This window comes from Bradyrhizobium frederickii, from assembly GCF_004570865.1.
In the GTDB taxonomy this organism is placed as follows: domain Bacteria; phylum Pseudomonadota; class Alphaproteobacteria; order Rhizobiales; family Xanthobacteraceae; genus Bradyrhizobium; species Bradyrhizobium frederickii.
The window spans coordinates 140,756-154,637 of sequence record NZ_SPQS01000012.1 but is presented as its reverse complement, the minus strand read 5'-3'; the positions used below and the strand labels follow the sequence as shown (position 1 = coordinate 154,637).

At 66.7% G+C, this 13,882-nt stretch carries 14 protein-coding genes; 6 read left to right on the top strand and 8 right to left on the bottom strand.

Going from position 1 to position 13,882, the window contains the following annotated elements:
* Nucleotides 1-228 precede the first annotated feature (228 nt).
* The 3 genes from E4K64_RS21965 to E4K64_RS21955 all read left to right on the top strand — a co-directional run bounded on the left by E4K64_RS21965 (nucleotide 229) and on the right by E4K64_RS21955 (nucleotide 2,147).
* The gene (locus E4K64_RS21965) at nucleotides 229-1,449 is read left to right on the top strand and encodes a GGDEF domain-containing protein (protein WP_135165393.1); all 1,221 of its coding nucleotides are present in this window, start codon (nucleotides 229-231) and stop codon (nucleotides 1,447-1,449) included.
* Nucleotides 1,450-1,509: 60 nt separating this feature from the next.
* A complete protein-coding gene (locus tag E4K64_RS21960; protein WP_135165392.1) occupies nucleotides 1,510-1,749 on the top strand; it encodes a hypothetical protein in 240 nt (79 codons plus the stop codon).
* Nucleotides 1,750-1,850: 101 nt separating this feature from the next.
* Nucleotides 1,851-2,147 (top strand): antibiotic biosynthesis monooxygenase family protein, encoded by a 297-nt coding sequence (locus E4K64_RS21955; RefSeq protein ID WP_126258470.1) that lies wholly within the window; start codon nucleotides 1,851-1,853, stop codon nucleotides 2,145-2,147.
* Between the two features lie 16 nt (nucleotides 2,148-2,163).
* Here the strand turns inward: E4K64_RS21955 and E4K64_RS21950 are convergent, their stop codons facing one another.
* Nucleotides 2,164-3,315: an AI-2E family transporter gene (locus tag E4K64_RS21950; protein ID WP_135165391.1), complete on the bottom strand. Its 1,152-nt coding sequence runs from the start codon at nucleotides 3,313-3,315 to the stop codon at nucleotides 2,164-2,166.
* A 134-nt stretch (nucleotides 3,316-3,449) separates the two neighbouring features.
* On the opposite strand from E4K64_RS21950, the gene E4K64_RS21945 reads away from it, so the two are divergent.
* Both E4K64_RS21945 and E4K64_RS21940 read left to right on the top strand, forming a co-directional pair.
* Entirely contained in the window at nucleotides 3,450-4,148 is a 699-nt protein-coding gene (locus tag E4K64_RS21945) for a hypothetical protein (protein ID WP_135165390.1), read from the top strand.
* Nucleotides 4,149-4,238: 90 nt separating this feature from the next.
* Nucleotides 4,239-5,012, top strand: a complete 774-nt coding sequence (locus E4K64_RS21940; protein ID WP_135165389.1) for a gamma-glutamyl-gamma-aminobutyrate hydrolase family protein — start codon at nucleotides 4,239-4,241, stop codon at nucleotides 5,010-5,012.
* Nucleotides 5,013-5,166: 154 nt separating this feature from the next.
* Here the strand turns inward: E4K64_RS21940 and E4K64_RS21935 are convergent, their stop codons facing one another.
* From E4K64_RS21935 to E4K64_RS21920, 4 genes are all read right to left on the bottom strand, one after another.
* The gene (locus tag E4K64_RS21935; RefSeq protein ID WP_135165388.1) at nucleotides 5,167-6,048 is read right to left on the bottom strand and encodes an AraC family transcriptional regulator; all 882 of its coding nucleotides are present in this window, start codon (nucleotides 6,046-6,048) and stop codon (nucleotides 5,167-5,169) included.
* 236 nt (nucleotides 6,049-6,284) lie between these two features.
* Nucleotides 6,285-9,512: an autotransporter domain-containing protein gene (locus E4K64_RS21930; RefSeq protein WP_167772179.1), complete on the bottom strand. Its 3,228-nt coding sequence runs from the start codon at nucleotides 9,510-9,512 to the stop codon at nucleotides 6,285-6,287.
* Between the two features lie 254 nt (nucleotides 9,513-9,766).
* Complete coding sequence (locus E4K64_RS21925; protein WP_135165386.1) at nucleotides 9,767-10,468, bottom strand: Crp/Fnr family transcriptional regulator; 702 nt, start codon at nucleotides 10,466-10,468, stop codon at nucleotides 9,767-9,769.
* Nucleotides 10,469-10,485: 17 nt separating this feature from the next.
* Nucleotides 10,486-10,725, bottom strand: coding sequence for a hypothetical protein (locus E4K64_RS21920; protein WP_135165385.1), 240 nt, complete (start codon nucleotides 10,723-10,725; stop codon nucleotides 10,486-10,488).
* A gap of 158 nt (nucleotides 10,726-10,883) precedes the next feature.
* Here E4K64_RS21920 and E4K64_RS21915 point away from each other — a divergent pair, with 158 nt between their 5' ends.
* Nucleotides 10,884-11,618 carry a Crp/Fnr family transcriptional regulator gene (locus tag E4K64_RS21915; protein WP_135165384.1) on the top strand — a complete coding sequence of 245 codons (735 nt, stop codon included), beginning with the start codon at nucleotides 10,884-10,886 and terminating at the stop codon, nucleotides 11,616-11,618.
* Between the two features lie 13 nt (nucleotides 11,619-11,631).
* Here E4K64_RS21915 and E4K64_RS21910 read toward each other — a convergent pair whose 3' ends face one another.
* The 3 genes from E4K64_RS21910 to E4K64_RS21900 form a co-directional block, all read right to left on the bottom strand.
* A complete protein-coding gene (locus E4K64_RS21910) occupies nucleotides 11,632-12,348 on the bottom strand; it encodes a Crp/Fnr family transcriptional regulator (RefSeq protein WP_135165383.1) in 717 nt (238 codons plus the stop codon).
* A 157-nt stretch (nucleotides 12,349-12,505) separates the two neighbouring features.
* Nucleotides 12,506-12,745 (bottom strand): hypothetical protein, encoded by a 240-nt coding sequence (locus tag E4K64_RS21905; protein WP_135165382.1) that lies wholly within the window; start codon nucleotides 12,743-12,745, stop codon nucleotides 12,506-12,508.
* Nucleotides 12,746-12,822: 77 nt separating this feature from the next.
* Nucleotides 12,823-13,881 carry an alcohol dehydrogenase gene (locus E4K64_RS21900; protein WP_135165381.1) on the bottom strand — a complete coding sequence of 353 codons (1,059 nt, stop codon included), beginning with the start codon at nucleotides 13,879-13,881 and terminating at the stop codon, nucleotides 12,823-12,825.
* Nucleotide 13,882: the final 1 nt, after the last annotated feature.

The following is a 13,882-nucleotide window of genomic DNA, read 5'->3' as shown; positions in this document are numbered from 1 at the left end:
CGCTTTTGTCGCATTCGCCGCGAAAGCGGCTTCAATGAGATGCAAAAGGGCGCTGATTTCAGCGCCCTTTTTGCTGCTCGTTTGTACGCAAATTGAGGGCGTGTTTCAGGAAAACTTGGCATCCCGCGAAAACCTGAATGGAACTCGCCAGACCTAGCGTCGCCTTCGGAAGGGCGCGCAAATCGGATGTGCCGATCGCGTAACTGCTATGATCTAAAGGGGGCCGACATGATGTCGCTCGATAGCATCACGCTCTATTTGGTCGCCACCATGGTTGCCGCATTGCTCGGCGCGATGATGGTGTTTTTCGGCAGGCAGGAAAACAGCCCTGCACTGAAATGGTGGGGCACCGCCTATCTGCTCGGTGCCGCGTCCGTCGCGCTATGGACCGCGGCCGGCGACAGACTCGGTCCGCATCTCTATCTGGCGTTAAATGCCGTCGGCTTCGTTGCCTGCGGCATGGTGTGGAACGCGGCGCGCGTCTTCCATGGCCGCAAGCCGAACTGGCCGGGTCTCGTGCTCGGCGCGCTCGCCTGGGTCGCCGCCGTGACATTGCTGGATCCCGCGGCATCCATGCTGCGCATGATCGTCGGCGCCGGCATCGTCTCGGTCTATGCGGCGCTGACCGCCAGCGAGCTCTGGACCGAACGGCGCAAGAGTCTGCAACGACGTTGGCCGGCCTTCGTGATGCCGGTGATGCACGGCTGCGTGTTGATGCTGCCGATCCTGATCGGCAGCTTCCTGCGCCCGAACGATGCCGGCTTCTCCGGCAGCATCTGGGTCACCGTATTCGCGGTCGAGCTCATCCTCTATGCCGTCGGTACCGTCTTCGTGATCTTCATGCTGGTGTCCGAGCGCACGGTGACCGCGCACCGGACCGCGGCTTCCACCGATCCCCTGACCGGCATGCTCAACCGCCGCGGCTTCTCCGAGGCCTGCGGCCGCGTCATCGAGCGCGAGGCCAAGGCCGGGCGCCCCGTGACCGTGATGATCTTCGACATCGACCACTTCAAGTCGATCAACGACCGCTTCGGCCATCCCGCCGGCGACGAGATGCTGAAGCTGTTCTCGACCGTCGTCGTCAGCAATTTACGCATCTCCGACCTGTCGGGCCGCATCGGCGGCGAGGAATTCGCAGCGCTCTTGCCGTGCTCGCTGGAGGAGGGCGTGCTGGTCGCCGAGCGCGTGCGCGAGGCGTTCGAGACCTCCGGCGTCGTGGTCGATGAGGGGCCGGTCGATACCACCGTCAGCATCGGCGTCGCCGGCGGGCCTGCCGGCACCGAGCTCGAGGTGCTGCTGGCGTCCGCCGACACCGCGCTCTACCAGGCCAAGCGCGGCGGCCGTAACCGCGTCGAGGCGGCGGAGGAGCTGCCATTGTCGCTGGAGAACTGGCGCCGCCAGAGCGCCGCGAGGGTCGGTGCGCCGCAGGCGCGGCCGGCCACCGCCTGAGACGCGAGGCGGCGTTTGCGGTAATGCTCTGTTTACCATTCGATCCCTACCATTGCGGTCATGGAATCGATCCGTCGACAGAACCCGCAAGCCGCCCTGATGTCGCTCGAAGCCGCTGCGGCCTCGGCACGCAGCGGTTTCGCCTGTCTGTTCTCGACCGCGGATGAATACGAGAGCGCGCTGATCAGCGAGCGCCGCGCGCAGGGCCGCTACACGCAAAGCCGCCGCAGCACCTGGCCGCTCGCGCTGTTCGTCGGTTGCGCCCTCATCGTGGCGGGCACGGTCCTGCTGCTGGTCTGAGAGATCTGCATATTTGGGCCGACCGGGGCGCCGTTTCGGCGCCTTTTTCTTTTTCGCCGGCTGCGCTAGACACCCCCATCGAACAAGAAGGGTGGAAACCGATGATCACCGAGATCGCGCAAATCGACGTCAAGCCGGGCAGCGAGAAGGACTTCGAGGCCGCCGTCGCCAAAGCCAAGGCCGCTTTCGGCCGCTCCAAGGGCTTTCACGGCTTCGAATTGCACAAGTCGATCGAGAAGCCGCAACGCTACCGGCTGATGGTGAAGTGGGCGACGCTTGAGAACCACACCGTCGATTTCCGCGGCTCGGAGCATTTCACCGAATGGCGCGGCCTCGTCGGCCAGTATTTCGCGTCGCCCCCCGAGGTCGAGCACACCGAGACCGTGCTGACGACCTGAGCCGAGGCGGGCCGCCTCACGCCGCCTCCATCAGCGGCGCCGCCTCATAAGTCTTGAAATGGTCGATCATGACCTTGGCGATGGCGACCAGCGGCAGCGCCAGGGCCAGGCCCCAGATTCCGAACACGACGCCGAGCAGGATCTGGAACGCGAATAGCGTGGCCGGCGGAATGTCCAGCGCTTGCCGTTGCAGGACCGGCGTCAGCACGTAGCTCTCCATGGCGTGCACGCCCATGAAGAGCAGAAAGGCCGACAGGGCCGGGATCCAGCCCGAGGCAAGGCTTGCCAGCACCACGATGACGCCGGCGATGATGGCCCCGACAGTCGGGATGAAGGCGAGCAGGCCGGCCTGAATTCCCAGGATGAACGAGCCGGGAATGCCAATGAGGGCGAGGCCGATCCAGGTCACCACGCCGACCGCGAGCATGACGATGATCTGCGCGATCAGCCAGCGCTCGAGGGTCTCGGCTATGCGGTCGATGACGAGGGTGACGCGGGTGCGGTGCCTGGCCGGCGCCAGGAACAAGAGGCCGTCGTGATAGACGGCCGGCTGGGCGGCGAAGGCGAAGCCCAGGAACAGCACGATGAAGATGTTGCCGACACCGTGGATGGTGCCGAGCAGCACCTTGAAGGTCTGGCTCACGATCGCGCCGCCGCTGGAGGCCAGCGCGCCCGCGCCGGGCAAGGCGCTGCGTGAGGGCGTCGGCGGTGGGGGGCTCGTCTCCGCCGGCGGACTGACCGCGGAATCGGCTCCGCCGTTGCCGAGATCGAAGAAGCTGGTGTCGATGCCGTGGCTGTCGAGGAACGACCTGACATTGGCGAGCTGCGACTTGAGGGTCTTGCTCAGCAGCGAAGCCTGCTCGGCGATGGTGGCGCCGCCGAGATAGGCGATGCCGGCGAGCATCAAGCCAAGCGCGGTGCAGACGATCGCGAGCCGCACCGCATGCGGCAGAGGCACGCGGCGACCGAGCGCGATCGTCAGCGCGTTGAGGCCGAGACCGAGCAGCATGCCGGTGAAGATCAGCAGCAATGTCGCCGCGAAATACCAGGTGAAGACAAGCAGCGCGGTGAACAGCACGACGCCGATGCCCCCGACCGAGATCGCCCAGGCCTGATCCCGGGCCAGTTCGCTGCGGGTGAGGGAGCGTTCATTTTTGGTTAGGGTCACATCGGGTCCTTTCGCAGCCAAGAGCGCCGCACTCTCTCGATAAACGCGCTTCCGATCAAGACCGCGTCAACGCTCTGGTTTGACGCCGGCACGCCGACGGTGCAGAGCGGTGAGGACAGAACGACGGGGGCGGTTTGAGCTTCATCAGCAAATGGGCCGGTCTTCTCGGACTCCTGGCCGTGCTCGTGATCGGCGACCAGATCCGCATCCACCGGCCCGGCCACAAATATCGCCTCACGGTCGAGGTGACGACGCCCGACGGGATCAAGTCCGGATCCGGCATTGTGGCCGTCGTGCCCGACCGCAATTACAACCGCGGCGGCCGCACCACGATGCGCGGGGAGGCGGTGTTCGTCGACCTCGGTCAGGGCAAGAATCTGGTGGCCTCGCTGGCGCACTGGCAGGGCACCAGGCTGGACTTTGACGACATCAACTATGTCGCGCTCCGCGCCTACGGCGCCGCACGCGGCAACCGCGTCTCGTTCAACGATATGCACCGGCAGACCGGCGTGGTCCCGGTGCAGGCAGACCTCGTTCCCGTGCTCCTGAGCTTGGGCGATCCCGGCGATCCCACGACCGCCCGGCTCGTCGCCGCCGACCATGCGGAGGCGGTTCTGGGCGAGGGCTATGCGATCCGCGGCCTTTCGGCCGAAGTCGTGCCCAACGGGTTTTGGCCGATTGATTTCGGTGGGGTGCTCGGGGAGCCCGTGACGCGTGGCATCGACGCGAAGCTGCCCTGGCTGGCCGCGCGCGGCGATGGCGCGGCAACCGCGCTGAAGGCCGCCGGTCTGCCCGCCGGGGGCGAGGCCCGGGCGGCATTTGCGCGAAAATAGCATTGCCGTCCCGCGATCCCTTCTGTTGAATTTGTTCCATCCGAGGGGCATGTTGGGAGAATCTTCTGACGGCGAGGCGCGGAACGACAGATGAGAAAGCCGGTCGTCGGCGTGATCGGGAATGCCCATCGCGTCGAAAATCGATTTCAGGTCCAGATGGTCGGCGAGCGTAATTTGCGCGCCGTCGCCGAGGTTTCCGGCGGCTTGCCGGTGATGTTCGCGGGCTCGCCTGACATCACCGATATTGCGGCGCTGCTCGACACCGTGGACGGCATCATCCTCACCGGCGCCCGGGCCAACGTGCACCCGACCCGTTTCAACGTCGACCCCTGCGAAAAGCACGAGCCCTACGACATCCACCGCGACGAGGTGGCGCTGGCCCTTTCCGTTGCCTGCGTTGCCCGCGGCATCCCGCTGTTCGGCATCTGCCGCGGCCTGCAGGAGATGAACGTCGCCTTCGGCGGCTCGCTGCATCCGGAGATCCGCGAAATTCCCGGCCGTATGAACCATCGCATGCCACGGCTCGAGAACGGCGAAATTCATCCCGATCCGACCGTCGTATTCGCCGACCGCCACGATGTCGACCTGACGCCGGGCGGGGCGTTCGCGAGGATTCTCGGCTGCGAGAAGATCAGGGTCAATTCGCTGCACGGCCAGGGCATTCTTGATCCCGGCAAGCGCGTGCTGATCGAGGGCGTCGCCGAGGACGGCACCATCGAGGCGATCCGGATCGCGGAAGCCCCGAGCTTCGCGCTCGGCGTGCAATGGCACGCCGAATACGATCCCCAGCACAATCCGATCAACCGCAAGCTGTTCGAGGCGTTTGGCGAAGCGCTGGTGGCGCGGCAGAGGGCGGCGGCGTAACTCGCCCTCCTATCCCGGACGCGCTGCGGCGTTCTTCCGCTGCTGCGCAGAGCCAGGACCCAGCGCTCTGGACTCCGGTGCGGCATGGGCCCCGGCTCTGCGTCCGGGGCACGCGCACGTATCCGGGAATGACGATGCATGCGGTGAGAGCAGTTCATTTCAACGGCAGGAACAGATCCGCGGCCGCCTCGTGCTCGGCGACATCAGGAACGAAGCTCAGCCGCTGGCAATAGATCGGGAAGTCGCGGGCTTCCTCGCCGCTGGCCGGAAGCCAGTCGCGATAGAGGAACAGCGCGGCGGGCTCGAGATTGTCGGTGTTGCCGACGACGCGCAGCACGGCGCAGCGTCCGCCCGGAATCTCGCCGGCCTTGATCGCTGCCCCGTTTGCCTCGATCGGCTCGTCGGTTCCGACGCAGAGGTCCACGCTGTAGTCGGCAGGCGAGGCCGGCCGCCGCTCGGACCGCCAGACGTTGAAGGTTGGACTCGTGCTCGGGTGCAGGCCGGCGGCTTTGCGCCAGGCGATGAACCGCTGGATGGTGGCGGGAAGCGTCGCCGGATCGCCGCGGTGCTCCATGATCGCCACCGCCGTCGTCGGCACATCGCAGATCGTCACGTCGTCGCTGGTAAAGGTCTTCTGCATGAACTTGCTCCTCGCATTGTCGAGAGGCCCGAAGGCCGCGAGCCACGGCTCCCAGTCGGGAGACTTCCGGAACGACGACGGCGATTGCCCGAACCGTTGCCGAAAGGCGCGGGCGAAGGCGTCAGGCGCGTCGTAGCCGGCATCCATCGCGATATCCGTGACGCTTACGGCGTCGCTGTAGGCCAATCGGTACGAAGCGCGCTTCATGCGGGCGAGCTGGATATAGCGATGCACGGACAGCCCGAAGGTCGCCGTGAACTGCCGGTGGAAATGATACTTCGAGTAGGAGGCGACGCTGCTCAGCGCATCCAGGTCAAGATCGTCGTCGAGATGCCGGTCGATGTGATCCAGCACCCGCTGCATCCGGGCATGGTAGTTGCGAAGCGCCGCCGTCATCGTTCCGTTCTCCGTGGCAGCGCCAGCTAAAGCCTATGCGGGCAGGAGGTGCTCGACCGATCTTGCGGTTTTGCCACGGGTCGCAGAGCGGCGCCAAGGATCGTTCACGACGCCCCCGCCAGTGCAGAGCAATCGCCTATGGCATTCTTCACGAGCTGAACGCGCGCCATCGAAGGATGGCCACAGAGAAGGCGCTCCCAAATGCGATAGGCGCGCCCCTTCTTCGACGAGCCGGGCTACCAGCGGTAACGCAGCGTGCCGGTGCCCGCATAGGTCTGGGCGCGTTCGGCGAATGTGCCGTCGAGCTTTGCCGATAGCGTGATGCCGCGGGCGAGATGCAGATCGGCCCCGGCGGAGATGAGCGCGTTGTCTTTCGCCGGCGTCGCGCCGTTGACGACGAAGCTCGCCCCCGGCAGCGTCTGGAACACCGCTGACAGCGCGGGATCGCTGACCCAGTCATGCGCGTAGGCGAGGCGGCCGCGCAGCGTCAACGCCGTGTCGGGCGCAACCAGCATGGCGCGGTCGAAGCGGGCGCCAAGCTCGCCGCGTGTGTCGGTCGCGCTGCGCGCAGTGTAGGCGAGGCCGAAGCCGGCGCCGGTGAGATCGGTCTCGCTGTAGGCCGGCGTGCGGAAGCTCTGCGCCTGCAGCGCCGCGTAGGGCGTGATCCCGGCGAGCGACGTCACGACGCGATGGCCGCCTTCGATGCGCCCGCCATAGCTCTGCGCGTTGAAGCGTGCGGTGAGATGATCGCCGAAAGCAGCGAAGCGGTCGGTCGACACCCAATGGCTGGCCGCCGCCAGCGAGGCGGCGACATAGGCCGGCCCGGAGCGCACCGCCGCATAGACGCCGCCCTGGAATGCGTCGCTCTTGCCGCCGCCGAGTCCTTGCGCGAGGTCCCATCGGGTGCCGCCGCCGGCGAGTGCAAAGCCGACCATCGCGTCGCGGGTCAGGTGATAATCGAGCCCCGCGGCACCGCCCGCGACTTGCGCGGTGATGTCGTGGCTGCCGATGACCGCGTCGCCATTGGTCTTGCCGGTGCCGCCGAAGCCACTGGCCCACACGTTCCAGCGCGGCTCGAAGACCGACGGAGCCTTGTCGAGCGGCGTCTTCGTCGCCTTGGCATAGGCGAGGGCGATGTCGTCCGGCACGGCCGCGCGTTCTGGTGCGAAGCCGAGCGCCGTCCGTCCGGCGCCGTCGCGCCCGCCCGTGGACGGGTCGAGCATCAGGCCCAGGAACTGGCCCATGAACTGGAATGTGCCCTGCTGCGCCCCGGTCGCGGGTTCACCGGAGAGTTGCGACAGCGCGGTGCCGAGATTGCCTCCGGTGAGGCCGAAGATGCTTGCGAAATTAGCCGGCAGCGCGCCGCCGCCGTTGAAGGCGTTGTTGAGCACATCGGCAACGTTCTGCTGGTTCACGTTCAGCCCGGTGCCGGCGCCGAGGGCGGCCGAGAGATTGAGCAGCACATCCGTCGGCGTGTAGCTCAGGCTGGCGACGAAGTTCGTCGCGCTGGCGCCTGCGAAGGTTGTGCCGCCGAGGCCGCCGGCCGCGTGCAGGATCGTGGACTGTTTTGCAACCGTGCTTCCCGGAGCAAGTCTCACCTGCACGCCCGCGCCGGTGAGCGTCGCGGTGCCCGAGACGTCGGCGCGCGAGGCCGTCACCGATCCGAGCTGCACGAGATAAAGCGCGCCCGACTGCATCGCGAGGCTGCCGGAAATGGTCAGCACCGAGCCGGGTGCACCGGAACCGGGCGCGAGCCTGCCGCCGCTGTTCACGGTCACCGATCCGACCATGCCAATGCCGGACAGCGTGCCGCCGCTGTTCACCGTCGTGCTCGACACGATCGAGCCGTTGACCGCAAGCGTGCCGCCGTTGACGGTGGTCGCGCCGGTGTAGTTGCTGGCGGCGGTGAAAATGGTGGTGCCGGCCTCCACAGTTACCGTGCCGAAGCTGCCGGAAATGACGGGGGCGAAGATGTAGTTCGATGCCGTATGATTGAACACGATGTAGCCGGTGCCGGTCCTGAACCTGACCAACGGCGTGTTCAGCGCACCGGGCGCGACGGCTGTCTGACCGGACGCGGCACCGATATTCAGCGTTCCCACTGAAAAGGCCAAATTGCCGAGCGTCACGGAAGACGCCGAGACGACGGCGCCATTGGCGACCGTCAGTACGCCGGTGCCGCTGAGTCCGACATCCATAGCCAGTGAGGTGGTCCAGGATGATCCGGCTCCAGTGACCGTCACTGTGCCCGTCGTTCCCAAAGCGGCGCCGATGATCCCGATCAAGCTGCTCACCGCGCCGCCGTCTGCGATCGTCAGCGTGCCGGTGCCGTTTTGCCCGACATAGAAATTGCTGGAATTGGTCCAGGACGAACCGGCACCGGTGACCGTCACGCTGCCGGTCGAACCGGCATTGGCGGCGATCGCGCCGACCGTGTTGCTGACCGCGCCGCCGCCTGCGATCGTCAGTGTACCTGTGCCGTCCTGACCGACCGAGAGACTGCCGGAATTGGTCCAGGACGAGCCCGTGCCGGTGACCGTCGCCGTGCCGGTCGCGCCGACATTGGCGCCGATCTTGGCGGTCGTGTTGCTCACCGCACCGCCACTGGCGATGGTCAGCGTACCGTTGCCGGCTTCCCCGATCGAGACTGTGCCGGAATTGGTCCAGGACGAGCCGGCGCCTGTGACGGTCACCGTGCCGGTCGCTCCGGAATTGGCGCCGATATGTCCGTCGGCGCCGTTGCTGACCGCGCCGCCGTTCCGGATCGTCAGCACGCCGGTGCCGGTTTGGCCGACATAGAGATTGCCGGTATCGGTCCAGGTTGAGCCCGCGCCGTCGACCGTCACGCTGCCGGTTGCGCCGGAATTGACGCCGATGAACGCGTCGGCGCCGTTGCTCACCGTGCCGCCGTTCTGGATCGTCAGCGTGCCCGTGCCTGAATTGCCGACATAGAGCGCGATGTGATTGGTCCAGGTTGAGCCCGCGCCGTCGACCGTCACGGTGCCGGTCGCGCCGGCACCGCGGCCGACATGCCCGGACTGGTTGCCCACCGCGCCCCCGTTCCGGATCGTCAGCGTGCCGGCGCCGGAATAGCCGACGGAGAGATCGGCGGAGTTGCTCCAGGACGAGCCTGCGCCATCAACCGTAGCCGTACCGGTCGCGCCGAGAAAGCGCCCGAGGGCCCCGACCGAATCAGACAGCGTCGCCCCGTTCTGGATGGTCAGGCCTCCGGTCGCCGACAAGCCGATGATAACGGTCTGCGCCTGAGCGTTGCCGGACGAGATGACGGCCGCGTTAGGCGAACTGGTGTCGATGGTTGCGTTGGTGGCGTTGGTCGGGACGCCACCGGGCGTCCAATTGCCGGCCGTGAACCAATCCGGGGTGGCGCCGTTCCAGCTTTGAGCCTGCGCTTGTGTCGTTACAGTCCATGCCAGTGTCGCCAGGGACAGTCTTAGCGCGGCCAACGACGCTATGGCGGTCCGACCGCGTTTGACGCCCTGGCTTGGAGTCCTCGCTCCCTGCGACATTCCCAGTGCCCTCTTGGCCGGGCACCGAGCGTCGCAAACGACATCTCACCAGCCTTCCAGGGACGCGCGCAATGCGGACGGCTAGCGTAAGCCCGGTTGCGTCCCCCTTAGTAATGGAACCAACATCACTGCGGGCTGGAACTTGTCAATGCTTGTCGCCGGCAGTCGCACGGAAATTTAGCTGGCCGCGTTCAGCTCAGATAGTCCGGCGCGAAGTCCGCAAGCCTGCGCAGCTCCTCGGGTTGCAGCAGCTCGATCTCGCTGCCCTCCCAGGCGATCAATCCACGATGCCTCAGCTCCTGGATGGTGCGATTGACGTGGACGATCGAGAGTCCGCAGGCATCTGCAACGTGCCGCTGCGTCATCGGCATCTGGAAGCAGCCGTCGTTGAGAAGGCCGACGAGCTCCAGCCTTGCGGCGAGCTCGCAGATGAGGTGCGCGACCTTGGCCAGGGCCGCCTGCGCGCCGAGGCGGGCGATCCATCGTCGCGAGATCGCCGCATCGATCAGCGTCTCGCGCCAGAACGCGCGAGTCAAATGGACCGAGCCGTCGAGAAGCTGCTTGAGCTGGCTGTGCGCGACCGCGCCGACGATAGTCGGTCCGAGGCCGACGAGGTCTGCATCGATCGGCGAGACCAGCAGCGTGTGCAGGCAGGGCATGTCGCCGGGAACGTGGAAGGCGAGGATCTGGCTGCGGTCGCCGACGATGCGGGTCTGGTAGAGGAAGCCGTGCACGACGAAGACGCAGCGCGAGACGGTCTCGCCCTGGCGCAGCACGGTCTCGCCGTCGGCGACCTGGCGCAGCGTGGCGGGCAGGACGGCGATCTGACGGCGTTCGTCCTCGGACAGGTCTTCGACGGCCTGCAGACGCGCGATGAACTTCTGATGCGGCATGAGCCTCGCGTGCCGGTTCAATCCTCGCGCGGCCTGGATGCCGCGACGAAGCGCTCCGACAGCCTTGCGAGGGTCCAGTCGGAGACGGGCGCAGAGCGGAACTCGCGAATAGCACGGGCGAGTTCCTGATCGGACATCGGCCGGACCGGCTGCTTCAGCGTGCCTTCGACGAAGGCATTCTCGATGCTGTCGAGGTGCTCGCTCGCATCCGGCGTGAACAGGCTGCGGATATTTTCCAGGATCGTCGTAGCGCTCATGAAGGGACGGCTCGGCTCGTCGTCGAGGTGACGGGCTGGATGCGACCCGGTACGGTCGCAGATCGATTAGCAACCTCTGCTTCCGAGACGCGTTCTAGTCCGCTGAAGCCAAGCCGGACGTATCATTTGATAGAACCGGCGCGATTTTTGGCGGCCCCATGGAAAAAGCCCACGACGTGCTGATCCGGAACCTGTGCGAGCACACTGCGCTCGCACCGGAGGATCTCGCCGAGATCCGCGCGCTCACCTTCACGCTGCGCGATTTCGAATCGAACGAGGATTTCATCCGCCAGGGCGACGAACCCGAGCATTCGGCGCTGGTCGTCTCGGGCATGGTCGCGCGCTACCATCTGCTCGGCGGCGGCGGGCGGCAATATCTCGCCTTCCACCTCACCGGCGACCTGCCGGACGCGCAGGGCCTGTTCATCGACCAGATGGACCACGGATTGAGCGCGCTGGGGCCCGCCTCGGTCGCCTTCATCCCGCACCGCGAATTGTTCATCGCGTTCCGGCGGCGGCCGAGCTTTGGGCTGGCCGTCTGGCGCGAGACGCTGCTCGATGCCGCGATCTTTCGCGAGGCCATCACCAACAACAGCGCCCGGCCGATGCAGGCGCGCATGGCGCACCTGTTCTGCGAGCTGTTCTACCGCGCCCGCGCCGCGCAGCTCGTCCGCGGCAATCGCTGCCCCTTGCCGATCAGCCTGGCGCAGCTCGGCGAGACGCTGGGCATGGCGATCGCGACCGTGAACCGGACGCTCGCCGAGCTCCGGCGCAGCGGCGCCATGGATCTGCGTGAGGGCGAGCTGATCGTCCTGAAATGGCGCGACTTGCAGCGGCTCGGCGACTTCAGCCCGACCTATCTGCACCAGAAACGGCAGTCGCCGCGGGCGTGAGACCGCCGGGATGCTAGCCATCGGCGGATGCTGCGCCGAGCACTTCGTCAAAATGCTTCTTCACCCAATCGTTGCAGCAGCAGGCTCTGGCGGCGAGCGCCGCTGCGTCGAGGATCAGGATGGCGCCGCGCCGGGTGGCGAGGATGCGCCGCGCCTTGAACATCTGGATGACGCGGCTGGCATAGCTGCGGGAGACGCCGAGCATGCCGGCGAGCTGCTCATGGGTGAGGGGGATCTCGGCCTGGCCGATACGCTCCTGCGTGGAGATGATCCACTTGGCGGCGCGCTGCTCGATCGAATGCGCGGCGTTGCAGGCCGCGTTCTGCAGCAATTGCGCGAACTGGCAATCGGCATAGCGCGAAAACGCCTCTTCCAGCGCGGCCGACCTCTGCTGCGCCTGCTCGAGCGCGCGCAGCGGCAGCCGGACGAGCGGGCCGCCGAGCTTCACGACGATGCGGGAATAAGCCAGCGAAGCATTGCGGCCGGCGGCAACGCCCACCGCACCCTCGCGTCCCACCAGCAGGCTTTCGACCTCGCGATCATCCTCGACCGGAACGGCGAACGACACGAGCGTGGAGCCGCAGGGGAAATGGACCGCCGCCACGGCGTCGCCGGCGTGATGGAGGATGTGGCCCGCCTCGATGTCGACCGGCTGGAGATGAGGTGCAAGAAGTTCGAAATCTCGCGGGGCGAGCTGCCGGAGCAGATCGTTCTGGGGCCGACCGGTCACAGTCTCTTCTCTTGGCTGGCCGGGAATCGGCGCCGGTCAGAACCCTACGTTTCCGTGGCGGAACCAACGGTTCCAAAGTGCACACAAGGCGAGGCTCGGGGCCGAAAAGTTCGCGCGCCGGCCTTTGCCGCCTGGCCCCGCATGCTGCGATGAAACATCACCCGACGACGCGGGCTTCGCGGTCCCCTGTGGATCGGCGTTCGGCCGCGTGCGCGCGATAGGCGTCGATCGCCCTGTTGGCCAGCATCAGCTGCCGGCGTTCGCCGGTCCTGAGCTGGGCTTCGATGGCGTCGAGAAGGACGTTCGCGCTCTCGTCCGGCGGGCCGAGCTCGCCGCTCTGCTCCAGGCAGCTCCAGGCAATGAAGAATGCGCTTTCGACGGTGCAGCGGATGGACATGCGCTGCCAACGCGGCGAGGTCGAAGGCGTTCCGTGCGGCGGGCGCAACTTGCGTCGGGCCCGCAGCAAGCGATCGGTCAGTTCTTCAACACGATGCGGCCGACGACCTTGCCGGCACGAAGCTCGTCGATCCATTTCTGGACGTCGCCCATCGGCTCCTCGCGCATCGGCGTCGGCCTGATCTTGCCGGCGCGTGCCAGCGCCATCAGCTCGTGGGCCTCGGCGAGCGTGCCGACCATGAAGCCCTCGATGGTCATGCGCTTGTAGACCCATTGCACCATCGGCAGCGTGAACTGGCCGCCCATCAGGCCGGAGACCACGATCTTGCCGCCGCGCGCGGCGACCGCGACCGCAAAGGCCATCGACTTCTCGTTGCCGGCGAAATCGACGATCTCGTCGAAGCCGCCTTCGGTCTCCTTCAGGATGCGCTTGATCACGTCGGGCTCGGACGGGTCGTAGGCGATTGCGGCGCCGTTCTTGAGCGCGGTGTCGCGCGCGGCCGGCGCGAGGTCGGCGACCGTGATCGGCTGCTTGAACATCGCCTGGGCGAACGACAGTCCCATCATGCCGACGCCGCCGAGACCGATCAGCAGAAGGTTGCGCTGGCGCGGACGGTCGACCAGGCGCTTGAGCGCGCCATAGGCGGTGACGCCGGAGCACATCAAGGTCGCGGCCTGGTTGACGGGCAGCGGATCGTAGTCGAGCAGATATTTCGCGTCGGGCACCAGCACGTGGGTGGCAAAGCCCCCGTCGATGGAGACGCCGAGGAAGCGCTGCTTCACGCAGAGATTCTCGTCGCCATTGGCGCAATCGCGGCACTGGCCGCAGCCGATCCAGGGGAAGACGGCCTTCTTCGCGCCGACGAGACCTGCCGGCACGTCGGGGCCGACCTCGTCGACCACGCCGGCGATCTCGTGGCCCAGCGTGAACGGCAGCGTCATGCCGCGCGTGGTGTCGAGCTTCTTGCCGCCGCCGAGATCGGCATAGCCGTCCTGGATGTGCAGGTCGGAATGGCAGAGGCCGCAGCGCTCGATGCGCACCAGCACCTCGCGGCCTTGCGGCTTCGGCGTGTCGACGATGGTCTCGCACAAGGGCGCGTCGAACTTGACCAGGGACTGCCTGCGCATCAGCGCCATT